21 protein-coding genes and 1 tRNA gene are annotated in these 24,132 nt (G+C 49.3%); 17 read left to right on the forward strand and 5 right to left on the reverse strand.

Annotated features, from left to right (window positions below):
• Positions 1–70 precede the first annotated feature (70 nt).
• Positions 71–142, forward strand: a tRNA-Asn gene (locus Q0991_RS18690).
• A 41-nt stretch (positions 143–183) separates the two neighbouring features.
• Here Q0991_RS18690 and Q0991_RS18695 read toward each other — a convergent pair.
• A complete protein-coding gene (locus Q0991_RS18695; RefSeq protein WP_299491283.1) occupies positions 184–651 on the reverse strand; it encodes a hypothetical protein in 468 nt (155 codons plus the stop codon).
• A 190-nt stretch (positions 652–841) separates the two neighbouring features.
• Here Q0991_RS18695 and Q0991_RS18700 point away from each other — a divergent pair, with 190 nt between their 5' ends.
• Positions 842–2,458, forward strand: coding sequence for a serine/threonine-protein kinase (locus Q0991_RS18700; RefSeq protein WP_299491285.1), 1,617 nt, complete (start codon positions 842–844; stop codon positions 2,456–2,458).
• A 19-nt stretch (positions 2,459–2,477) separates the two neighbouring features.
• On the opposite strand, the gene Q0991_RS18705 is transcribed toward Q0991_RS18700, so the two are convergent.
• Positions 2,478–3,452: a homogentisate phytyltransferase gene (locus tag Q0991_RS18705; protein ID WP_299491287.1), complete on the reverse strand. Its 975-nt coding sequence runs from the start codon at positions 3,450–3,452 to the stop codon at positions 2,478–2,480.
• 2 nt (positions 3,453–3,454) lie between these two features.
• Positions 3,455–4,315: a methyltransferase domain-containing protein gene (locus tag Q0991_RS18710; protein ID WP_299491289.1), complete on the reverse strand. Its 861-nt coding sequence runs from the start codon at positions 4,313–4,315 to the stop codon at positions 3,455–3,457.
• Positions 4,316–4,428: 113 nt separating this feature from the next.
• Between Q0991_RS18710 and petN the strand changes: the two genes are divergently transcribed.
• The 11 genes from petN (at position 4,429) to Q0991_RS18765 (ending at position 20,373) form a co-directional block, all read left to right on the forward strand.
• The gene (gene petN, locus Q0991_RS18715; protein ID WP_010472049.1) at positions 4,429–4,518 is read left to right on the forward strand and encodes a cytochrome b6-f complex subunit PetN; all 90 of its coding nucleotides are present in this window, start codon (positions 4,429–4,431) and stop codon (positions 4,516–4,518) included.
• Positions 4,519–4,548: 30 nt separating this feature from the next.
• Positions 4,549–4,704: a hypothetical protein gene (locus Q0991_RS18720; protein WP_299491291.1), complete on the forward strand. Its 156-nt coding sequence runs from the start codon at positions 4,549–4,551 to the stop codon at positions 4,702–4,704.
• Positions 4,705–4,708: 4 nt separating this feature from the next.
• Positions 4,709–6,463 carry an arginine--tRNA ligase gene (gene argS / locus Q0991_RS18725; protein WP_299491293.1) on the forward strand — a complete coding sequence of 585 codons (1,755 nt, stop codon included), beginning with the start codon at positions 4,709–4,711 and terminating at the stop codon, positions 6,461–6,463.
• A gap of 781 nt (positions 6,464–7,244) precedes the next feature.
• Complete coding sequence (locus Q0991_RS18730; RefSeq protein WP_299491295.1) at positions 7,245–9,629, forward strand: ATP-binding protein; 2,385 nt, start codon at positions 7,245–7,247, stop codon at positions 9,627–9,629.
• Positions 9,622–10,323, forward strand: coding sequence for a response regulator (locus Q0991_RS18735; protein ID WP_299491297.1), 702 nt, complete (start codon positions 9,622–9,624; stop codon positions 10,321–10,323). Before Q0991_RS18730 ends, Q0991_RS18735 begins: the two co-directional genes overlap by 8 nt.
• A 174-nt stretch (positions 10,324–10,497) precedes the next feature.
• Positions 10,498–12,795: an NACHT domain-containing NTPase gene (locus Q0991_RS18740; RefSeq protein WP_299491299.1), complete on the forward strand. Its 2,298-nt coding sequence runs from the start codon at positions 10,498–10,500 to the stop codon at positions 12,793–12,795.
• A 211-nt stretch (positions 12,796–13,006) separates the two neighbouring features.
• Positions 13,007–13,309, forward strand: a complete 303-nt coding sequence (locus tag Q0991_RS18745) for a hypothetical protein (RefSeq protein ID WP_366525012.1) — start codon at positions 13,007–13,009, stop codon at positions 13,307–13,309.
• Positions 13,296–14,618, forward strand: coding sequence for a DUF6745 domain-containing protein (locus Q0991_RS18750; protein WP_299491303.1), 1,323 nt, complete (start codon positions 13,296–13,298; stop codon positions 14,616–14,618). The genes Q0991_RS18745 and Q0991_RS18750 overlap by 14 nt, the downstream gene beginning before the upstream one ends.
• A 198-nt stretch (positions 14,619–14,816) precedes the next feature.
• Complete coding sequence (locus Q0991_RS18755) at positions 14,817–18,053, forward strand: hypothetical protein (protein ID WP_299491305.1); 3,237 nt, start codon at positions 14,817–14,819, stop codon at positions 18,051–18,053.
• A gap of 39 nt (positions 18,054–18,092) precedes the next feature.
• The gene (locus Q0991_RS18760; RefSeq protein WP_299491308.1) at positions 18,093–19,748 is read left to right on the forward strand and encodes an SWIM zinc finger family protein; all 1,656 of its coding nucleotides are present in this window, start codon (positions 18,093–18,095) and stop codon (positions 19,746–19,748) included.
• A gap of 205 nt (positions 19,749–19,953) precedes the next feature.
• A complete protein-coding gene (locus Q0991_RS18765; RefSeq protein WP_299491310.1) occupies positions 19,954–20,373 on the forward strand; it encodes a universal stress protein in 420 nt (139 codons plus the stop codon).
• On the opposite strand, the gene Q0991_RS18770 is transcribed toward Q0991_RS18765, so the two are convergent.
• Positions 20,370–20,762: a hypothetical protein gene (locus Q0991_RS18770; RefSeq protein WP_299491312.1), complete on the reverse strand. Its 393-nt coding sequence runs from the start codon at positions 20,760–20,762 to the stop codon at positions 20,370–20,372. The two genes, Q0991_RS18765 and Q0991_RS18770, sit on opposite strands and share 4 nt — an antisense overlap.
• A gap of 307 nt (positions 20,763–21,069) precedes the next feature.
• Between Q0991_RS18770 and Q0991_RS18775 the strand changes: the two genes are divergently transcribed.
• The 4 genes from Q0991_RS18775 (at position 21,070) to Q0991_RS18790 (ending at position 23,818) form a co-directional block, all read left to right on the forward strand.
• Positions 21,070–21,822: a class I SAM-dependent methyltransferase gene (locus Q0991_RS18775; protein ID WP_299491314.1), complete on the forward strand. Its 753-nt coding sequence runs from the start codon at positions 21,070–21,072 to the stop codon at positions 21,820–21,822.
• Between the two features lie 2 nt (positions 21,823–21,824).
• Positions 21,825–22,232: a cytidine deaminase gene (locus tag Q0991_RS18780; protein ID WP_299491316.1), complete on the forward strand. Its 408-nt coding sequence runs from the start codon at positions 21,825–21,827 to the stop codon at positions 22,230–22,232.
• A gap of 246 nt (positions 22,233–22,478) precedes the next feature.
• Positions 22,479–23,309, forward strand: coding sequence for a TlyA family RNA methyltransferase (locus Q0991_RS18785; protein ID WP_299491318.1), 831 nt, complete (start codon positions 22,479–22,481; stop codon positions 23,307–23,309).
• A gap of 245 nt (positions 23,310–23,554) precedes the next feature.
• Positions 23,555–23,818 carry a hypothetical protein gene (locus tag Q0991_RS18790; RefSeq protein ID WP_299491320.1) on the forward strand — a complete coding sequence of 88 codons (264 nt, stop codon included), beginning with the start codon at positions 23,555–23,557 and terminating at the stop codon, positions 23,816–23,818.
• Positions 23,819–23,837: 19 nt separating this feature from the next.
• Here the strand turns inward: Q0991_RS18790 and Q0991_RS18795 are convergent, their stop codons facing one another.
• On the reverse strand, positions 23,838–24,050 hold the full coding sequence (locus tag Q0991_RS18795) for a hypothetical protein (RefSeq protein WP_299491323.1): 213 nt from the start codon (positions 24,048–24,050) through the stop codon (positions 23,838–23,840).
• Positions 24,051–24,132: the final 82 nt, after the last annotated feature.

A 24,132-nucleotide genomic window follows, 5' to 3' on the forward strand; every position in this document is an offset into this window, starting at 1 on the left:
TCTTCAGATTCTTGATCTGAACATTAACCTTGCCAAAGTCATCGGTTTATCGCTAGTATGAGATTCGCTATCCTCAGTAGCTCAGTGGTAGAGCGGTCGGCTGTTAACCGATTGGTCGTAGGTTCGAATCCTACCTGGGGAGTTTTTTGATCACCCTAACGCCTGTTCTGGATAGAAGAGACCCTAAGAAACAGGGGACAGTTTTTCAGCCTCGACAAAGTCTCGAATCCTTTTGGCAAGCCCCTGTTGGGCCAGTTTGTCTGTTGTGGCAAATTGGGTGAGGCTGGATCGATGTCCCGACAGGAAGCTCAATTTGACTTGATAAAAGTTCGCTCCCAGCCAACTTCGCTCCTCGACATGAATCATGTCGATTTGGGTCATGTCATATCGTCGGGTCTGACAACTAAACCATCGCCGTTTCTCTAGTGTCACCAACTGGTCGGATTTATCAAAGATACAAACTTCAATTGGACTGAAAGTGCTCATCAACGCTGCGATCGCAATACAGAAACAGCCAAACAGATCGAAGGGAAATTCAAAAATGATAAAAATCATAAACCCCAGTACCGCAGTAGCACCCCCCAAAAGTCGAATTCCCAATAATCGTTCTTGCAGGATCAGTAAGGCCGGGGTATGCTCAATAACTCTCATGTGTGGGATGGATCTCGGGGGTTGATGGCTGTTGATCTTTAGTGTTGACCAAACGATGCCACTTCCTGACCTGAAGGAGAGAATTCCTGTGGCATGCTCCGAGAACGAACAAAAGCGGGCAGAATGACTATAGGAGTGAACGCACTTCCCTACTGTTGCACCTGATTCACAATCATCTGAGAGACGCTGAATGAGCTATTGCTTAAATCCAGCTTGCACGAATCCTAGTAATGCACCACGGCAAATGATTTGTCAGGCTTGTGGGAGTAACTTAGTATTGCGTGACCGCTATCGCTCAACCCGAATTCTGGGCCGAGGCGGGTTCGCGACCACCTTTTTAGCTGAAGATGAAGGTCTTCCCGGGAAACCCACCTGTGTGATTAAGCAGCTTCGCCCCGTGGTCACAGCTCCCCATATTTTGGAAATGTCGCGAGAACTGTTTCAACGAGAAGCGGAGACCCTGGGAAAAATTGGCAATCACCCCCAACTGCCCAGACTACTCGATTATTTTGAGCTAGATCAGGAATTTTTCCTGGTTCAAGAGTATGTGAAAGGTGCAACGCTCCAGCAAGAGGTGCGTCGTTCTGGTCCATTTGATGAGTCAATGGTCTTTCACGTTCTGGAAGAAGTCTTGCCGTTGCTAGAACATTTACATAGTCAAGAGGTGATTCACCGGGATATTAAACCCGCCAATGTTATTCGTCGAGAAATTGATGAGAAGCTGGTGATGATTGACTTTGGTGCAGTGAAAGACCAAGTCAACCAAACCGCGATTGCGAATCCCCAAGAACATAGCACCCTCACTTCGTTTGCGGTCGGCACCCCCGGCTTTGCCCCCCCCGAGCAAATGGCCATGCGTCCTGTCTATGCTAGTGATGTGTATAGCTTAGGGGTAACCTGTATCTACTTGTTAACGGGTAAGTCCCCCAAAGATTTAAGCTATAACCCTGTTTCTGGGGAATTGAGCTGGCGAGAGCATGTGCGCATCGGACCAGAACTGCAAGAGATTTTGGGCAAGATGCTAGAAGTATCGCTGCGCGATCGCTTCCGGTCTGCTAAAGAAGTTTTACAAGCGCTCGCTAGAATCACCCCCCACTCGGCAGAACCGGGGATGTCCTCCATTTCTCAACCCTCCCTGCGATCGCCGTCCGGGACCCGGTCCTACTCCCCGACCCAACCCCGCTCTAGAGCCAGTTCTCCCTCTTCACGAGCAGCCGCAGGGATTCGACGATACAACACGCGCACTGGTACCCAGTCGCCCCTCACGGGATCGCTATCCAAAGTTTCTGGGCAGCTCTCAACCCCTCGGTCCACGTATACGGGGTTGGATTCGTCTTCTAGTCTAAGTTCCAGAGGTCGAGGGCAGGCCCGATTAACCCCGAATGCCATCCAACATGCCTTTAGCCGGGGACAGCGCGATTTTAGCGGACAAGATTTACGCAATCTGAACTTGCGCAAGTTTCAACTTCCCAGTACCAATTTCCATGAAAGTAAGTTGCAGAATACGGATTTACGGGATGCCATTCTGATCAATGCGAATTTTGGGAGAGCGAATTTTGCAGGGGCGAATTTGCGCAATGCCAATTTGATGCAGGCCTATATGAGTCATGCGGACTTAGCCAATGCCGACCTGCGGGGTGCCAATCTCAGTGATGCCTATCTCAGCCATGCCAACTTGCGCGGTGCCAATCTCTGTGGTGCCGATCTGTCGGGGGCTACATTGACTGAGTCGCAACTATCCCTAGCGCAAACCAATTGGTTAACTGTCTATCCCAACGGCAAGCGAGGCAAGAAAGGCCGTTGTTAAGGGGGCGATGGGGACTGACCTAGGGCAGCAGACAAGCAATGGGGAAAATCACATACTCTAGGAAAAAGAGTTTCCAAATCCACTGATAAAACTGGGTTACTTGTAGGTGACTGCTAAGGTTCACTCGCTGACATCGATACCAGAACAGCACCAGAATCCCCAGGTGGGTCGATAATATCCATCCTGGGTGAGTGGCAGGGAGTCCCCACAGGGACAGCCCCACAATGCCTAAGTAGGCTAAGCTGAGGACCCAACAGGCGAGTCTAAACACTGTGGGGCCACCTAGCCGAACGGTCAAGGTGCGGATGTGAAATTTCAGATCACCCTCTCGATCGGGGATATCTTTGAAAATTGCTATCGCAAAGGCAAACAAAATCACAAACCCTGTTAACCCCCAGACCTTGAGGGGAATAGGCCCTCCGCCCCCTAGTAGAGATCGAAAGTGCAGAAAGAAGCCCACATTGACCACCCCACCGCGCACCCCAAAAATACACAATGCCGCCCAGAAGGGAAACCGCTTGAGCCTTAGAGGGGGCAGCGAATAGACGGTCCCCATCACCATACTGAGGGCAACGGTCCAGAACAACTTCAGTCCTTGGATGCCCGCCCCACCGATGGCGAGCAAGCCTGTACACGCTACAATCCCGACGCCTTGCCTGAAGGAGAATTCCCCCGAGGCCAAAGGGAGGTGAGGTTTGTTGATTCGGTCAATGTCGATATCCGTACATTGATTAAGGCCGACAATGTAGATATTAGCTGCTAGGCTAGGCGCCAATGCCGCAATAATCTGTACTAGAAAGGTTGGGTAGAAGACTAACGCTGTGCTGGATGTCTGGCCAATGGTGAACAGGTCTCCCCCACGATATTGGGTGGAAAGGGCAATCAAGGCTAGACCGATCACACTGAGACTTGTCCCCACAATGGTATGGGGACGTGAAAACTTCCATAATGCCTGGAACCATTGCAGAGGGGTTGTTTTGATACCTGACTGCATCGTTACTCAGCAGGCTCCGAGGTCAATTTAGTGCCCCGCAACAAGCCATACCGAATCACCCCCTGGCGATACCCCCGCGACATAAAACTGAGGGCCAAAGACCCTTGGAGGGTTTGCAGTCCTGCATTGAGAATTCCCCAAATCACCTGGGGATTGAGGGCAGAGCGAATCACCTCATCCCAAAATGGAGCAACAGCGACCGACCAATCCGCTGTTTTTAACTCTGTTAGGGGAAGGGTTTGAGCTATTTCAGCATAGTCGGGTAGAGAAATAACATAGGGCAGATAATAGATCCGATAAATATCGTTAAGGAGCCGTTGCTCACTCCAAGTTAACGCGGGTGGCGTGGGACGATGGCACCAAGTGGCGATCAGGAGGCGTCCTTCTGGCTTGAGAACCCGGCAGCATTCCTGGAGAAATTGTGTTTTATCGGGCATATGTTCGCCACTTTCCAGGGACCAAACCAAATCAAATGACCCATCAGGGAAGGGCATGTTCAGGGCATCCACGACTTGAAAGGTGGTTTGAGCGGAGAGCCCTGCTGTTTGAGCTCGGACTTGGGCGCGACGAGCTTGTACCGGGCTTAAGGTAATGCCAGTCACTGTTGCCTGATACTTTTGGGCTAAGTAGAGGGAACTGCCCCCAATCCCACAGCCCACATCTAGGATTGCCTGAGGGCGTTGCACGTTTCCCCAGGCCAGGAGTTCTTCAATCAGATCGACTTGGGCTTGTTGCCGAGCCTTCGGCTGCTGTCCATTGGGGCCATAATAGCCATGGTGCATATGTTCCCCCCAAACCTGTTCCCACAGATGGGAGGAGGAATCATAAAACGTTTGGATTTGCTGGGATAGCGTTGGAGGCATAAACGAGTGAAAGGGATGATCCAAAAAGGGGAAAAACTTGACAGTCCCTTGCCGCGGGGACAGGGTTTCAGGATAGAATAGCAGGACGTCGTAATGGGTTCACAAACAGCATAATGGATATCTTGACCTTAGGTTGGGTTTCAGTTCTCACGCTCTTCACTTACTCCATCGCTATGGTGGTTTGGGGCCGCCACGGCATGTAGTCTGTCTCTATTGATCAATTGATAAGCACTATGGTGGACTTCCCAATTTTCAATGTCCTGGCCTTAGTTGCCCTAGGAATGCTAGTGGTTGTCTCTGGCGGTATCGTCTACCTTACCGCTGCCGAGTGGCGCGATCGCAGACGGCGAGACCGGGATAAGCGCGCTGGCCGCCAAAAACGCAGTTAAGCCCATGAAGTCCATCTTAGAAACGCTAAAGACTCGATTTAATCGGGCGCTAGATGCTGCGTTCGGATCTGATCTGACGGTTACTGCACCTGTAGTAGGGGTTGCGAGTAATCCGAAGTTTGGAGATTATCAGTCGAATGTAGCGCTGGCCTTAGCCAAGCCGTTGGCACAGCCCCCACGTGCGATCGCAGATCAGATTCTGACCCACCTAGAGGTCGATGATCTATGCGAACCGCCCACCATTGCTGGACCAGGGTTTATCAACTTAACTCTTAAGCCCGCTTTTTTGGCGGAGCAACTGCAGCAGATGCAGGCCGATCCTCGTCTAGGGATTGAGCCGATTGCTGATCCGCAGCGGGTCATTGTTGATTTTTCTAGCCCCAATATTGCCAAAGAAATGCATGTGGGCCATTTGCGGTCTACGATTATCGGCGACTGTATTGCCCGAATTCTTGAATTCCAAGGGAATGATGTGCTGCGGCTCAATCATGTCGGAGATTGGGGCACCCAGTTTGGCATGCTGATTACTTATTTGTCTGAGGTTCATCCGGCCGCGTTAACCACCTCGGATGCCCTAGATTTAGGAGATTTAGTCGCGTTTTATAAAAAAGCCAAGCAGCGCTTTGATGAGGATGAAGACTTTCAGGTGCAGTCTCGGCAAGCGGTGGTCGAGTTACAGCAAGGCGATCCGGAGGCCACTCAGGCTTGGCAACTCCTCTGCGATCAATCCCGGCGGGAGTTTAAGAAGATATACCAGGATCTGGATATCGAGCTAACAGAGCGCGGCGAGTCTTTTTATAATCCCCTGCTGGTTGACGTCTTGGCTGACTTGGATAAAGCGGGTTTGTTAGAAACGGACCAAGGGGCACAATGCGTCTTTCTGGAGGGCTTTACCAACAAACATGGTGACCCCCAACCCCTGATCGTGCAAAAGTCTGATGGTGGGTTTAACTATGCCACCACGGATTTAGCGGCACTCCGTCACCGGATCAATGCCGAGGCAGCTCAACGAATTATTTACATCACGGATGCAGGACAGGCCAATCATTTTGCTCAGGTCTTTCAAGTTGCTCAGCGAGTCCAGTGGATTCCGGCAACTGTTCAAGTGGTGCATATGCCCTTTGGGTTGGTCCAGGGGGAAGACGGCAAGAAGTTGAAAACGCGCTCGGGTGAAACCATCCGTTTGCGAGATTTGCTAGATGAAGCCGTGACCCGAGCTCAAGGGGATATCGAAACTCGACTGGCTGACGAAGATCGAACCGAAGCACCGGAATTCATTACCCATGTTGCCCAGGTGATTGGCTTGGGAGCCGTGAAATATGCGGATCTCAGTCAAAACCGCACTAGTAACTATGTGTTTAGCTATGACAAGATGCTGGCGCTACAGGGCAATACGGCCCCCTATATGATTTACGCCTACGTTCGAGTACAAGGCATTAGCCGCAAAGGAAACATTGATTTCGCTCAGCTAGGGGATGCTTCGCTGACGATTGCTGAGCCTTCAGAGCTGGCTTTGGCGAAGCATTTATTGCAAATGCAGGACATCTTGTCTGAGGTGGCTATTGATTTATTGCCGAATCGGCTTTGCCAGTATCTGTTTGAGCTGAGCCAGAAGTTTAACCAGTTTTATGATCAATGTCCCGTTCTTAATGCCGAAGAGCCCTGTCGGACATCCCGACTCGTGCTATCTGATCTTACGGCTCGCACGTTAAAGCTGGGCTTATCCCTATTGGGGATTCAAGTGCTGGAGCGCATGTAAAGTCGTACCTAAGTTCTACAAGATAGACAGGATGGTGGATGCGATCGCAACTTCACATCCAAGAGAATAAAACAGTAGGTGTCTCTAGTCATGAGGGCAATCGGATCAGTAGCACCGTAGTAACATCCTCACACTCCCCATGATTTTTGCCAGTTTGTATAGACTAGGTTGAGCTTGCCTTCATTTATACAGTGGCATAAAAATACCACTGCTATTTTTTATTCAAGCCTTGCCTGAATTAACCCATGTTAATCAAAAGAAATCTATCCAGTTTAGGAATAATTTATTTTTTGAATGAATATTCAAGGTCTTAAATAATGTCCTTAATAATCCCTATGGCGATAGATATAAATGATTGATTAGAAAATATTTTCATGATTAGAATATCAACTCCCTATTGGTATAGCTTCTAAATCAATGAGATGACCAAAATCTAAATGAGTTTAACTTATGATTAGTCGCGAAAGCCGTGCATCTGATCATAATAAGCGCTTGTCTACAGAGGTATAAAACTTATCGTTTGACTGTAGATAGGGGACTGAGAAAGCTTTCAGAGTAGTCTCATCTGTTCTAAGGTTGGACAAGGCAGTTTTAGGGCTAGCGAAAAAAAGAGACATAAACAATAAAATAAATGCTCAAAAAATGACTCTAGGCTGCAACTAGAAAATGTTTTCCTAAGAGCCAAAATTATTATCTCCAACCAAAATAATCCCATTGGGTTTAGTTCTCTTAAAGGGTGGGCATATTAAAGGGAAGAGTGCATCTAAAGAGCAAATAATTGATGGTTTTGACAAGTCCTTCTACAAAAGTTCAGCACTTTTTAGTGGTTGAAGACGAACAGGGGAAACGGACGATTCCCTTGATGGATTCAACCTGCTCCATTGGTCGAGATCTTAGTAATTCAATTGTCATTCATTCTCCCTCTGCGTCCCGACAACATGCGTTACTTATGCGAGTGACTATGCCGGACACAGATTGCCATATGTTCCGCCTAATCGATGGCAATCTCCAAGGTAAACGCAGCAAAAATGGTCTGAGTGTCAATGGACAAGTCTGCACCTCCCATGATCTGCAGCATGGCGATGAAGTTGTTTTTGGTCAGGATGTTCGGGCTAGATATTACATGACCAATAACGTCGCCGATGTCCACTATTTGGAGTCTTGTGCTTCGGAAGATGTAACTGGGTTTCTGTCCAATCTTCATAATCCGATGCAAACGCTAACGACAGAAGATGAGAAGCTCACCAGTTCAAATGAGGCGGCGATTGTTCGCTTGGCATCTTTCCCAGAGCTGTTTTCTAACCCCATTATTGAGATTAACCTAACGGGTAAGATCACCTATATGAATCCTGCTGCGCAGGACCGATTCCCCAGTCTGCGGGATCAGCAATCACAGCATCCCATCTTGGCTGGGTTAGTTACCTTAATCTGTAATGACAACGAAAAGTTTTTGGTTCGCGAGGTGACCATCGGCGATCAAGTCTTGGAACAATCCGTTCACTTTATTGCAGAAAGTGACTTAATTCGCAGCTACATTGTTGATATTACCGAGCGAAAACTAACTGAAGCGGCCCTTCAAGATAGTGAGCGGCGGTTTCGAGCTATTTTTAACCAAACGTTTCAGTTCTCCGGGCTCCTTAAGCCTGATGGCATGTTATTAGAAGCCAATCAAACGGCCCTGGATTTTGGGGGGTTGCAGTTGGAGGATGTGATTGATCGTCCCGTCTGGTTAGCTCGTTGGTGGACCACTTCTACAGAAACCCAAAAAAGACTGAAAGCGGCAGTGCTAGAAGCAGCTAGTGGCCAATTCATCCGTTACGAGGTGGAAGTTTTGGGTGCCAGGGATGTGGTAGCAACCATTGACTTTTCCCTCAAACCCGTCCGGGATGAGCAGGGTGACGTCGTGCTATTGATTTTTGAAGGGCGGGATATTAGCGATCGCAAGCAAGTTGAAGCAGCCTTACAACGGGCCCACAACGAATTGGAGGTCCGAGTGCAGCAGCGAACGGCAGAATTAAAGCGGAGCAATGAACAACTTAGAAGTGAAATTGTTGAACGTCAGCGGGCCGAAGCCGCTCTGCATTCGAGTATTGCCACCAATCGAGCTTTGATCAATGCCATGCCGGATTGGATGTTCCGGTTTAATGCTGATGGCATTTTCGTCAATTATAAGGATGCAGCCAATACCAAGCTGCCACTTCCCAGTGAGGGGTTTTTAGGCAAAAGCCTCCTAGATGTGTTTCCTCCCGAAACAGCAACTCCTTTTATGGGCTGTATCCACCGGGCTTTAGACAGCCATGAAATGCAGCTTTTTGAATATCAGCTCGATCATCAAGAGAGTCCCTTAGTCTTTGAGGCTCGGATTGCCGTCAGTGCGGAAAATGAGGTGATGGCCGTGATTCGGGATATCACCGAACGGAAACGCTTTGAGGAAGATATTCAAACTGCCCTCAATAAAGAGCGAGAACTCAACGAGTTGAAGTCTCGCTTTGTGGCCATGACCTCCCATGAGTTTAGAACGCCGTTGGCTACGATTTTATCTTCAGCAGAATTGCTGGAGCACTACGGTCACAAATGGGACGAAACCCGCAAGCTTAAGCATTTGCATCAGATTCAACAATCGGTTGAACATATGACGGGGCTACTCAATGATGTGCTGTTGTTAGGCAAGGCAGAATCTGGCAATCTCAACTTTAAACCGATGCCCATGAACCTAACGGAATTCTGTCGAGGTCTGGTGGAAGAGTTGCAAATTACGACGAATACCCATGAGATTATTTGTGGTTTGCAAGAGCAACCGACGGAGACACACATGGATGAGAAATTGCTGCGTCATATTTTCACGAACTTACTTTCGAATGCGATCAAGTACTCCCCTGGTGGGGACAGTGTCAATTTTGATTTGGTCTTTGAAAATGAGTTAGCCATTTTTCATGTTCAAGATCATGGTCTAGGTATTCCGCAATCGGAATGTGATCGCGTTTTTAATTCCTTTAATCGCGCCAGCAACGTGGGCAACATTTCAGGGACTGGATTAGGTTTGGCCATCGTCAAACGGTCCGTAGACTTGCATGGTGGGACAATTACGCTCACCAGTCAAGAAAAGGTAGGCACAACCTTTACTGTGCAACTTCCAATTAAGCAAAAGGTAGAGCAAGATGGCTAAAATCCTCGTGGTTGAAGATGAAGAGCTTGTAAGAGCGAATATCGCTGAACTCTTAGATGCTGAAGAACATGATGTCGTCACAGCTGAAAATGGTTTCTTAGGAGCATTGTGGGCGCAAGAGCATCTACCGGATCTGATCATTTGTGATGTGATGATGCCCGAACTAAACGGCTATGAAGTGCTAGCAACCCTCAGCGAAAACCCTGATACCGCCATGATTCCCTTTATCTTTCTGACGGCCATGGCTGACAAATCAGAAATTCGTCAAGGTATGACCTCAGGGGCAGATGACTATCTGACCAAACCTTTTTCCCGCATGGAGCTATTGGAAGCCGTGAACACCCGTTTGGCCAAACGGCAAGCAGTCCATCGCCAATATGAACGGGAGCATCAAAGGGCAGAAGATTTACAGGCGAAAATTTCTCTAATCCAGGAAAGCACAGGAGGGAAAGACCACGTTATTGAGCAGTTACAAAAGGATTTAGAGAAATCGATTCCCAAACTCAACTTGGCGATCCAGATGCTCTCCAAACTGGAGCCGGGGGCCCGTCGAGATTGTTGTTTACAAATTCTCAAGGAAGCCTGTAATGACGAAATTTCCTTGCTAAATCAAATCCCGGATGTGCAGAACGTGTTAACACCAGAAAGTTCTGCCCTGTTCCAAGAACTTGAAATTGTAGAGTCAATGGCATAAAGACAGGCTGGCGTTCACACCAACATTCGGATCAAAATTTCACTTCCACCAACGACATAGGCGCAAATTTTGAAACATATTACTCAAACTCAGGATTTATTCCAGTCCAGTTTGTCTTTCAAGCCCACCTTGGTGGGCATTGTTGTAATAGATAGAACATAGGCAGCGAAATCGATGGCAAAGCGATCGCTCAATGCCTCCGAACGGGGTCAAGTCATAGCAAAACAAGCCTTTCAACGCACAGGGTGGACGCAAGCCTACCTGGCAGAACAGGTTGGTCTGGAAACCCGACAGTCTGTCTGGAAATTTTTCACGGGTCGTCCCATTGAACGGCACATCTTTATCGATCTGTGTTTTCAGCTGGATCTGGATTGGCAAGAAATCGCGATATTGCCTCAACTCTCCATCCCCAGTACCACGGTTTCTGCGGAACAGACTGATTTGGAGATCGATACCTGGGTCCAGAAGGTGCGGTCTCAGCTTCGGGGACAGGTGCAAGCCCAGTGCGGTGCCTTGCAATCGTCTCTAGATATTAACCAACCTGTGCTGCTCAATCGGGTCTACACAGGGGTGAATTTTTTATCTGAGCTGAGCCACCAACAATGGCTGGAGGTCTCGGACCTCCAACACAAGTCCGTTGCCAATGCTGAAAACGCGGCCCTCCAGCCATCGGCATTGACCAGTATGGACATCCTTCAGAACCAAGACAAGATCGTTATTTTGGGCAAGCCAGGAGCCGGAAAAACAACCTTCCTTTGTCATATGGCATTGGAATGTAATGAAGGGCGATATAAACCTGACTGTATTCCAGTCTTTCTCTCTTTACGAGCGTTTGCCGCCCAATCCCAAGAGTCAAATGATTCCACTCTCCTCAACTATTTGCACCAACTCTGGCAACGTTGTGGCCTAGATATCAAGCAGGTAAAAGGTCTCTTGGATCGGGGGCGAGTATTATTACTGCTGGATGGCCTAGACGAAGTCCCCGCAGCTCTAAGCCAAATGGTGTTGACCCAAATCCAGCAATTTTCGGAAGAGTTCTATCGCAATCAAACTTTAATCACCTGTCGAATTGAAGCGCAGCACTACCACTTTCGGGGGTTTCACTATATCGAACTGGCTGATTTTCAACAGAGCCAGGTCGAAGTGTTTGCTCGTCGATACTTTGTGGCCACGGCTCGTAACTCTAAAACGGGAGGGCTCACGCAGGCCGCTCAATTTCTGAGGCAACTCCAGCAACCGGAAAATCAAGCGCTGCAGAACCTGACGGCTTCCCCGCTGCTGTTGGGGTTAATCTGTTCAGTCTTTCAACAGCGGATGTCGTTCCCAACCAAGCGGGCCAAACTGTATCAAGCGGGTTTAGAGATCCTCTTAGAGCGATGGGATCAAGCTCGAGGGATTCAGCGGCAGACAGAAGAATTTTCCCTATCAAAGCCTGAAACCATCACCCTCTTATGCCAGATAGCTGCAACGACCTTTGCTGAGGGGAACTACTACTTTGAACAGCGTCAAGTGTTGAATCTTATTGCCGACTACTTGCAATCAGTTTCTAGTGAAACGGTCGCTTTTGAGACGTTATGGTCTCGGAGTGCAGCGATTCTTAAAAGTATTGAGCTGCAGTCCGGCCTTTTGGTTCAGCGAGCTAAAGAAGTCTACTCCTTTTCCCATCTCACCTTTCAAGAATATTTAACGGCACGGAAAATTATTGCAACACCAGCAACGCTCGAAGCGTCTCTAGACCAGCTAGCCACTCAGGTCACAGACTCTCGCTGGCGAGAAGTGATTTTATTAACGGCGAGTTTGTTACCCAATGCGAACACGTTTGTTCAGAAACTATGGGTCACTATCAAGGATCTGATCAATGCCAATGCTGAAATACGAGACTTCTTAAGGGAGATTCAGACAAAAGTCAGTACCCTGCCATCCTGCGAACAGCCCTTGCCAATCACGGCCTTTTATATTGGCTTGCTCCTGCGAGAAGATCCAAGTTTAGCGAACCGGATTGCCCTCAATTTTACGCAATATTTACCGACTGACCTAGCGCTTGACTCTGCTTTATTTTTAACGGTTAAAGCGCTGCAGAAAAAGGGAACTCAGGATTTACCGCCGTCTCACTTCCTATCCACCTTCTTAGGGATCGATAACAGTATTTGTGCTGACCCAAAACTATGGCAATCTCTGCAAGATCTAAAAGCTCAACTGCCTGACGAATCCTCAGATTCAGAAACCCTGAAGACCTGGTATCAGCACCAAGGACACCAGTGGCTAGATGCTTTGCAAGCTGTCATGGTGAAGGACAGGGGGTTTCAGCCCCAATGGTTTAACGGCTTGGATGCCCAAAGCAAACTCAAAGCGTATTTTGGCGCGCTACAAATCTTAGTGGAATGTTTATATGGGGACTGCTACGTTTCTCCTGCCATGCGTTCAGACATAGCGGCTCAACTTTTTGGCCCGAATAAGGTATTGACCGCTTAAACCTCAATTTAAGGCAAAGCATCAGTAGCTTTCTTGCCGTATCCTCAATCCATATCATCAATGATTCAGATCAGGGATTAGCCTTGGGCTATTGCCAGGGTTTTATGTCGAGAATAGCTGTAAAGCCCAGGTGTCAACTCAACTAAAGCAGCCTGATGGATGTCTTGAATGCATGTGCCACAATAGAGGAGACATTAGGGAGATGACCAACATGCAACCCATCCGTCAAGGTGATGTAATCCTTAGACCTTTGTCCCATACAACGCCCAACCTAGGTCGGCAACTTTCCCATTTGACGTTGGCGGAAGGTGAAGTGACGGGGCATAGCCATCGCATTAGCGAAGGGAAAGCAGAGCTGTACGAAAAGGATGGCACCCTCTATTTGCGCGTTCTCTCACCTCAAGCGACCCTAACCCACGAAGAACATAACGCCCTCTCCATTCCTCAGGGGACTTGGCAGATTCGTATTCAACGGGAATATGAGCCAGAAGGTTGGCACTATGTGGCCGATTAGTACCTTAACGCCTGATCAAGACACCCAAATTGAAGACGTTTTCCAGCGCTGGCTGGCCATGAACTGCTCTACAACCCCCGTTGAACATCAGCAAGTAGAGCAAACCATTCAGCGCAGCTATGCATTGATGGGGAAGCGGCAACCTGAAATCTTATTTTTTTCAGGACCTTTAGAGGCCCAAGCTTTCCTGCAAGAATGTCGGATTGATCAACTGTTGAATCAGTGGGGGGTTCCTTTGTTGACCCTTCCTCTGGCTCGGCAGCTCAGTCATCAAATCCGGTCCCAGCTGACGGCAGAATTGTTATTAGAGATTAGTGAACGGATAAAGGTTGCCGAGTTATCGACCTTATCTCACAACCTGAACATGATCACTTGGATGCCCTTGGCTGAGCTATTTGCTTGGAACTCTCAAAATGTCGAGGAAAACACTACACCGTGGGGAGAGTGGTCTCCCAGTCTTTGGGAACAATTGTGGCAACAGCAGCAAACGGAATGGCGGCAGACCATTCAACGTCAGCCGGGAGGAGACTTGCTGGTTCATATGGGAGAAACCCTTTGGCAATGGGGAGAGCCTGTAGGACAAGTCTTGGAGGATGCTTTCATCCATCCCCTTCGCCAACAGCCTGAGGTGCGGGCTTGGGAACAGGGGATGCAGCAAATGCTGACGACCATGGGGTTGGTTGGCATGGGCTGGCAAGCCTTAACTCAAACCGCTGAGGTTCTCCATCCTGCCCTCTTGGACTATTGCATTGAGGTCTTAGAGTGTGACCATGATCCAGAAGCGTGGGTACAGTTGCGATCGCTATCCACGCATTGCGGTTTAATCCTTCCTTTTGAGCAGATGTGTGTCGTGTTCGATCGGCCTATACAGTGCCATGCGGACCCCGAAGGGCGCTTTCACTACGAAGGGGGGGCAGCCCTCCAGTTTGCGGACGGCTATCGTAGTTATCAGTTTCATGGCGTGCAAATCCCAGAGCGATACGGCATCGTCCATCCCCATGTCTGGAAGGCTGATTGGCTGCTCCATGAGCAGAATGCCGAACTGCGACGGGTGTTGATTCAGGGCATTGGCTATGACCGTCTCTGCCAGGAACTGCAGGCCGAAGCCCTGAATACGTGGCGAGAATACACGCTGTTGCGCATTGCCCCCGCGATTGATGTGGAACCGATTTATTTATTGAAGATGACCTGTCCTAGTACAGGCTATATTCACGCCACTCGGGTTCCCCCCAGTATTCAGTCTGCGCGGGAAGCCATTCGCTGGGTAAATTGGGATACAGATCCTGAAGAGTTTGCCCAAGAATCTTAATTGCTCGATTAAAAAGCTGGACTAGAGCGTGGCTTTGGGAAACCTAGGGGGATAATTTGTCCATCCCCCGACCTGGCAATGTTCCAGAAGGACGGACTTGCTGTTGGGATAAAGGTGGTCTAGAATTAGTACATAAATACTATTCATAATTCTTTTGCCTCCTCTCCCTTTGTTGATTGAATCGTTAGGAATACTTGCATGCAACTGATTCAGCGAACCACCCTGGTATATCAAGCGGGTCGTACTGAAAAAGTGTATGAGGTCGATCTGTGCCAGGTGAGTGACGGGGCTTATGTGGTTAATTTCCGCTATGGTCGCCAAGGCACCGCCTTAAAGGAAGGCTCCGAAACGGTGTCTGCGGTGCCGTTAGAAATGGCCCAGCGTATCTTTGATCGACTAATCAATGCCAAATTGCGGAAAGGGTATCGCGTCAGTACGGGAGAAGCTAGCCCACCAGAGACGGCAGCCTCTCCAACACCTGTTCCAGTAGAGGTGCCAGTTGATCCGAATGCGCGATCGCAAGCCGTCTTAAATCGCTTAGCCGCTGCTCTTCAATCCTCTGCAGCCCCTCGCCCTGCGCCTAAGGCATGGTCCCTAAATCGGGTGATCTGGCGGGCGGGCGAATTACAAATTCAGGTTGCAGCCCCCCTATTGCTACAACTTTGGGGTCAGGAGGATTTGAGAGATTATTGTATTGCTTGGGCACTGGGGCGATGTGGCGATCAGACCACCTACGCGGCGTTAGAACAGCGTTATCGCCAACTTGGGGCAGAGTTTGTGCAGCGCATTACCCTGGAAGCGCTCCTGAAGCTGGGGACTGAGGCCCAACGGGATGCCCTGCGGCAAGAGCGAATTTTACAATTACCGCCAGATTTGCGCACCCTGGCTCGCCAAGGCCCAGCAAACGCCTTAACAGAGACCCTCAGAAACACCTTAGACGCGAATGCCTCTCCCCAGACCTTGGCCGTGCTCGATATCCTGTACCAGATTGATAGTGAGCTAACCCGACCAGCCGTGCTTGAGGTGATTCAATCGGCCCCGTTGCGCCCCAGCTACTTCCAGCGACTCCGCCATATTTTCAAAATGGCCGAATATCGACAGGATACGGAAGTCTTTGGGCTATTGGCCTATCGATTTGAGCAAGAAGAGGCCCTCTACCGTAACCAAGGCTATGGGGTGCGACTGCCGGATGGGGAATATCTCTATGCCGGGTATACCTATAATTCCCGAACAGGGCGGTATGAACGGACCACGGATAATCCGATTACGGCAGAACAGCGGCGTCCAGACACTCGCTTAGCCTACAGCGACAAAACCCGAGCCTATCTGCGGCGTCGAGTTTGGCGGACCTTGCGCAAGCTTGGTCAAGCAGGTGACCCTAGCTACGTCACCTTTGCTGTCGATCTGTTGTTGCAATATGCCGATGAGGATGCCGGGTGCACTCGGGAATCGGTTTTCTATCGCTGGGATTGGCGGAATAGCTATAGCCGAGTGGAAACGGGGCGGGTTAACTGGGATCTCTTTGCGGGGTATCTCGCTTTTAACCATGTTCTCTATGAACAAAGCCCTCGCTATGTCTTTAAGCCTGCCAATAAAGCGTGGCGTTGTCAGCCCTCCTATAAACCGGGTGATCCCGCTCCCCCTGGACGGGAAGAGGCATTCCCCCATTTATGGGACCAGCAGCCTGATGCATTACTGCGCTTACTGTTGGACAGTTGCTGCCAACCGGTTCATGGGTTTGCGGTTAAAGCCCTTCGGTCCAATCGATCATTTCTGGAGCACTTACCCTTAGAGAGCGTGATCCGGTTGCTAGAGCGCCCCTATGAAATGACGGCCCAGTTAGGGTTTGAGATCGCCCAGGCTCGTTATAACCCGGCTCAACCCAATCGGGAATTGATACTTGCGATCGCAACCTGTAACTATGCCCCCGCTCGCCAGCAAGCTCAAGACTGGATTATGGCTCAGCGGGATGTGTTCCTCAACGACAGTCAACTCATTGCTCAGTTGATGACCTGTAAACCTGCCGATATGCGGGCCTTTACTCGGCGACTGTTAAGCACGGCCTTACTGGAGGATACGCGGGCACGGGCGATTTTGGGTCAGGTGATTGCCATTCTCCTAAATCAATCGCCTGAAAATATCCCGGCAGAAGACTGGGTCACCGATATTAGCGAAACCCTATTTCTTAGTTTCGGGTCTCAACTACGGACTCTCGGTTTGGAAGTGGTTTTGGATATCTTGCGCTACCCCACGGCGGAGATGCAGACCTTTGGAGCGCGGATTCTGCTGAACCATACTACTCCAGTCACAGAACTGCCCCCAGGTCTGATTGATGCTCTGATTGATTCCCCCTTTGATTCCGTGCGGGTGGTTGGGGTACGGCTCCTCAGTCAGTTACCCGATGCAGTGTTGATGGAACAAACGGGGCTATTACTCACCCTGATCGCCCATCCCCTCGCTGACATGCGTTCGGCCATTCGTCCAGCCATCCAGCGTATAGCTGCAGCTCAACCGAGCTTTAGTCAGCACCTGGCCCAACCGCTGTTGGAGGTCTTACAGGCACCGGAAGAAGCAGAAGGCATTCATCGCTTTTTAACGGAGCTGCTGCGTCAGGATCTGCCGGGATGGATGGACCCTATTACACCAGAACAGGTTCACCCACTCCTAAAAGCAGAATCCCCCGCAGCCCAGGAAATGGCGGGTTATGTATTGCAGCATCATTGCGATCGCTGGTCGGCTACCCTACCCACGACTGATATTGCCCAATTCACCCACCATGAAATGCTGTCCGTGCGTACCGCCGGATGGCGAATGCTAGAAGCGATTTTGCCCCGGTTACGGCAGAGCGAATTGGATTTGCTGGATATCGTACGAGTGCTGGAATCCACCTGGGAAGACACCCAACAATTTGGCTTTAAGCTGTTTCGCGACGATCTGAAGCCCGATGAACTGACCCCTGCGGTGGTGATTAGCATTTGCGATAGCAACCTTCCTCAGGTTCGCCAACTGGGTCGCGATCTGGTCGGTCGTTGTTTCCGCGATGCCGATGGAGACAGCTACCTACTCAAATTCAGTGAGCATCCCGCCACCGATATGCAGCTGTTTGCTACCCAATATCTGCAGACCTATGTAGTGGATAATCCCCAACGGCTGCAGGAACTGAAGCCGTACTTTACGCGGGTCTTGGCCCAAGTCAATCGCGGTCGGGTCACCAAACAACGGGTCTATGCCTTCCTAGAAGCCGAAGCAACCAAGAGCCTAGCAGCCGCAGAGATTATTGCTGAGATTTTGACACGCCAGTCCGTGACGATTGCCATTTGCGATCGCGCGCGGGCATTGGAGATTTTATTAAAGATTCACAGCGCCTATCCCCAAATCTCAGTCCCCCTAAATGTCAAGCCAGTCGCCGTGCGAGAGCCTGCTGCCCTGTCCTAAATCATTGAGCCGTCTAATCCTGAAGTCGAGAGAGTTTGCATGGAGTTTAACTATAACTACAAGCGGAATAGCAAGGTGTCAGGACAGGGCAATCAAGCCCAAATGTCCTTCTCCCCGGATTTGACCCGCGAACCGACCTACTTTCGAGGGCAGTTGCGGCAAAATATTGCCTTTCGCGAGTCCATTAGTGCCCTCCATGATGTGGTGGTCTCTGACCTGCGATTTCAGCCCCAAGATAAAACCGCCTACAAAGCTTGGGCAGCGCAACGGGATGAGATTGATTGGCAATTGGTAGCGTCTCAACGCCAAGAAGTCACCCACAAACTCCAAGCCCTCCAATCGGAACTCACGGACCTGCATCACCGCAGTTCAAGTCGGTTAGCCCCCTTCTATCGAGCCAGACAACAATATTTTGACTACCTCTATCGCAAAGACTACGATGCCTGGTTTGTCCTCGACCCCGTCATTACAGTTCACCCAGATGAGGTGTTCTTTGAGTGTTTTAGCCAGGATGAGTCCAGCTACGGTCGCTTAGGGGCCAGTTATAACGTCTTTGATCAGGTCAATGAATTTGCCTGTGGCACCACCAATGTTGACTACTCCGCAGCGCTATACGACGAATTTCAAAAAATTCGCAGCTATCGGCAAACCCTCTTAGAAGTTGATCCGTCTGGTTTTGAAGTCGAGACTACAGGCACGGCAGCCTACAAAGAGGTCAAAATCGACTTACCCGACACTTGGGTGCGAGGCTTTTTGCAAGTTAGTTCGGCTATGGCTCTACCAGCTATCCAGTTCGACTTGCATCCGATGGATATTTACAACCTCTGCTTTGCCCTTCGCCGTCGCCGGGAAAAGCATGGTCCTCGCAGCCTCCGCTATCACCTCACCCCTGGAGAACCGATTCGGATGGTTCTAGAACCCTGGGACCAAGAGATCGTTTGTGCCCGCTCTATTTATCAGGGTCATAAACCAGAAATGGTCAGAGTTTGGGGACGACGACGGTTGCTGATTTTAGAACGCCTAATTCCTGTCGCCCGCAAGTTTACGGTGCATCTGTTGGGCACAGGACTGCCCTCATTTTACTTGGCGGACCTCAACGATATGTCCTTCACTTTAGGGCTATCGGGATGGACGGCTAATGATTGGTCACGAGCAGGCAATTTCGACCTAATGGCCCCCCGCGCCCAGGTGGATGATTGGACGAAGCGCCAAGTGTTTGAAGCCTTGAAGCAGAATTGGGTAGAAGCGCCTGCTGATTTAGCTAAACGCTTGGGGTTGGATCAGTCCGTGGTTCTAGGAGCACTCAGTGCCTATACCCAAGCGGGACGGGCGATTTATGATCTGAACCAGCAGGTCTACCGAGTGCGAGAACTCGCCCGCGATCCACTCCCTATGGACAAGCTGCGCTTTAGCAATGAGCGGGAAGCCCAAGCCACGCGATTCCTGGATCAAAATGCGGTGCGGGTCAGTCAGTCTTCGGTGGATGGGAAGGGTACTCTGTTGTTACAGGGAACGATTCAAGATCGGGATAAGACATTTCAGCCGATTGTGGCCATAGATCGAGATGAACGCATGGTCCACGGCGAATGTACTTGTAACTGGCATCAGCAAAATAAGCTGTTCAAAGGTCCCTGTGAGCATATTCTCGCTCTGCGAATGCAGCATCATCGGGCAAAAACGGTTGCAAGTGCATAGTTGCGAATCGGCGTTTCTCCATTAAGGGATGATTTGGATTTCGGCAGGATCAACTGAGGACGATTTCGAAGATGATGATAAGTCCTTAAGCAATATCCAAAATTAAGAATTGTAGTTAATAGAACCGGAAGACGACGAGACAATGCAAGTCTATTGGTTGGGGTAACTCATCTCGGAATCGTTGGTTCAACAGGAGTGAAGTTGAGTGTTCAATACTATCCTGGTCGCCTTGGATAGCCCAGATATCTCTGAGCGGGTTATGCAGGCTCTCAAAAGTTTTCAGTTGGATACTGTGGGTAAAGTGATCCTCACGCATGTCATTTCGACCAACGAAACGGGAGATGAACAGCCTGTAGATCGCCCTTATTCCGATCCGCAGGTGGGATTGTTTCGGCATATTGAAGAGGAGTTACAAACTTACCAGGCGTCCATTCCTTGTGATAGCAGCTTGGAAATCGTGACAGGTGACCCCGCCGAAGAAATTATTCGAGTCGCCAATATCTATGAAGCCGATTTAATTTTAATTGGTAGCCGGGGGCTGACGGGGGTCACTCGCATTCTCCAACGGTCGGTTAGCAGCCAAGTGGTCAGTGATGCCTCCTGCTCCGTGATGGTCGTGCGTTAGGCTTTGGGTTGGCGCCATTCCAGGAAAGTTTTTAGCCGTAAAAGCGTCAAGCTCTGGCCGACATTGAGAGGCAGCAGTGAAACGCCCTCCAGACGCGACTGCACCCACTTTTCCCCCCAGGACCATTCTTGAAAACCATCCACCCCTTTGCTCAGGATAAAGCGCAGGGTGTTGCTATCCACTACATCAATATGGTGCTGGATTTCGACGGGGCCAAGCCAACTGGTAAAGACGGCTCCTGGTTTTAAGGTTGTAGGTAAATCATTGGAAAAGGTCTGGGGCCATAGCCATTGCTTAATTTGTGTTCCTTGAGTTAAGGCATCTCGCAAAGCAGCCTCGGAGGCATTAATTTCAATTCTGAGCTTACTGGTTTGAAAATTGCCAAACATAGGGTTTATGTCAAAAGTAGAGACGGTGGGTTTATCTAATCTGAGTTATAGATAAGAGCAAGGACGAACTATAGGCTGCAAAATAAGGAGTCCTCTTAATATAGGTTAACCCTTCAATTCTTGCGGTTATGCATTGCAGCCGAGAATCTGCTTACTGGAAGAATCGCAGATGATCAAAGTCCACTGTGGGTCATCAACAAGGGTTTACACGGGAGTGGACACCCATTACGCTCTTGATTCACAATGAGATTCTGTTCGCTAAAGCCTAAACCGTTAGGGTTATTACTGAAGCACTCAGAAATATCCGGTGGAGAATCTAGAACTTGTAATTGATCTGCATCAACATGGTGACCGTCAGGGGCCTGGTGGTAAGTCCGAAACTGAACGTGCCATCACTCTTGCATCACTAGACACGTCACAACATTTGAAAATTGCGGATTTGGGTTGTGGTACTGGGGCATCTACGTTGTGTTTAGCAAACAAACTCAATGCAGACATCATTGCCGTAGACTTCATACCTGAGTTCATTGAGATATTGCGACGAAACGCGGAAGCGAGCAATCTTAGCCAGCATATTCACCCCAAAGCTGGATCGATGGATGATCTGGAGTTCATAAACAATGAACTTGACGTTATCTGGTCTGAAGGAGCGATTTACAATATTGGTTTTGAACAAGGCATTAACTATTGGCGAGAGTTTCTAAAACCCAAAGGTGTACTGGCCGTTTCAGAAATCACCTGGTTGACAGACCATCGCCCCGATGAAATTCAAGCTTATTGGGACGCTCAGTATCCTGAAATCAACACTGCTTCGTCAAAAATTAAACTTCTGGAAGAAGCAGGCTACGCCTTATTGGGCTACTTTGTACTGCCAGAGCGGTGTTGGTTAGATAATTACTACCATCCATTGCAACAAAGATTTGCTGAATTTCTCGATCGCCATTCCAATAGCGATGACGCGCAAGACCTAGTAGAAGCTGAAAAGCAGGAAATACAAGTGTTCGAACAGTTCAAAGCATACTTTAGCTATGGCTTCTATATTGCTAGCAAGCTCCCATAGTTATGAAAATAGACCAAACTCTCGTCAATGCTGCTATTGCGCTTCTGGAACAGCGTTTTCCGGGTACAGAAGGCATCGCAGCGGCCATGTATACCGACGACAGGGACATATTGACCAGTGTCTTTTTTGAACCTGAATGGGGCAGTGGAATGCTGTGCGCCGAGACGGGTGCGATTTGTGAGGCTGAGAAATTGGGTAAACGGATAGTTGCGTCCGTTTGTGTTTCCCGACAAACGGGTGATTCACCTATTGTGATCCTGACGCCGTGTGGTATTTGTCAGGAGCGACTGTTTCATTGGGGAGAAGAGGTAGAGGTTGCAGTTCCCGCTATGGGGGACGCCACAAAGTGGGAGGTTAAGACCTTGAAAGAAGTACAGCCTTACTATTGGGTCAATGCATTCAAAAAATAGATCCAGAGAATGATGTTGAAAACAATGAGGACTCAGACGGTACATTAGTATCAGTCACCTTAAACCTCGACCTGTATGGGGCGCTGTTTGAACTTGATGTGTGGCAAGTGGATGCAGCGGTGGCCTTTAAAGGAGGCAATCCGCGCTCACCGATAGAAACGATCCATAATCCCTTCCTCGTTTTTATCGACAGGGGTAGGCAGACTTTTAGAATTGGGATAGTAGTATTAGAGTATCCTCTCTGCTTTGGCTAAACAGCGACTGGACACCTTACTTGTTTCATTAGAGTTATGTACTTCTCGGCAGCAAGCCCAACGGGTGATCCGGGCTGGGGAAGTGAAGGTGAATGATCAGATTATCGATAAGCCAGGGACAGAGGTTCAATTAACGGCAGAGATTCAAGTCAAACAAAAATCTCCGTTTGTCTCTCGTGGTGGTCACAAGCTGGAAAAGGCCTTAGATAAGTTTTCTATTCGAGTACAGGATCGGATCTGTCTGGATGGCGGCATCTCTACCGGGGGATTTACGGACTGTCTGCTGCAGGCCGGGGCACAACAGGTCTATGGCATTGATGTGGGCTATGGACAGGTGGCGTGGCAACTGCGCAATGATCCTCGGGTCATCCTCAAAGAACGCACAAATCTTCGCCATCTGCAGCCTGCTGATTTGTACACAGAGGATGCGTCTATCCCTGATTTTGGCGTGATTGATGTTTCGTTTATCTCCCTAACGAAAGTTCTACCTGCTCTCTGGCAACTGTTACAACCACCACGGGAAATGGTGCTGCTCGTTAAACCTCAATTTGAAGTGGGCCAAGACCGGGTGGGGAAGCATGGGGTGGTGCGGGATTCCCACGCGCATCGAGATGCGATCGCACAAGTTTGGGAAACCGCATCAGCTTTAGGTTGGCACTACGCAGGAGTTACCTGGTCTCCCTTACCTGGCCCTAAAGGCAACATCGAGTTTTTGTTATGGCTACAACAAGACGGGAATGCCCCTGTTCCGACTCCACAGACGTTTTTAAAGATGGCGGTGGAGGCTCAGACAACCCTACACCCCAAATCAAACCTGACCTGAGGGCTAATCACATGCCAGCGATGGCATCCGTGGAATTGTACTGATAGTTATTGCGTCCAGAACTTTTGGCCCGATACAGGGCTACATCAGCGCATTGAAGCAATGTATCAGGTTTGACAAGATAACTAAATCAAATTTGTTTTTCCCTTCCCATTGAATCTGTTGAAAAAAGGAAGTGCAGGATTGAGTTATGAACTATTCTCTGTTTAGAATATAAGCATGTTGTCATCGCCCATTTATCTGACATGCCTGATCAAGCAGTTTTTCCTCCCCATGAACGATCGAAGGAAATTGCTGTGTTGCAAAAGCAGTTAGCTATTGCGCTGAAGTTTCACCATAGTCAGACGATTGAGAAATTACCCAAAGAAATTGCTCTTCAGGTCATGAAAGAGGTGTGGACGTCTTGTCATCCTGAAGCAACAGTTTCCAATCCCAAAACAACCTGCCCATCTGCTCCTGTTCAGTGTGATGAGGTGCCAGTCTCGAAAGCGGGCACCATTTATCTCTAAAACTAAGCAGAGATCTGAGCTATTTTTCAGAACTAGGCTCTGGAGTTGGTGGGGCTGCTTTGAAGGGTTTGACCCATCCGTTTTTCAAAGCCAGATCGAGGCTGATGCGATCACAACCAAACACAACCAAACTCTCTATTGCCATCAACATAAACGGTACCACTGTATGAGTGGTGCCAAATCCCGTATCCACCTGGGCAAGTCCTCGCACCAAACCCTTTGGGGATGACAAGGGTTTCACAATGTGGTCTGAATCAGTGATAGCGCCCTCATGCCTCTCTGGTAATTGAGTCGTTTATGGGGTTTCAGTTGCA

Source organism: Acaryochloris sp. IP29b_bin.137, from assembly GCF_028285745.1.
In the GTDB taxonomy this organism is placed as follows: Bacteria; Cyanobacteriota; Cyanobacteriia; order Thermosynechococcales; family Thermosynechococcaceae; genus Acaryochloris.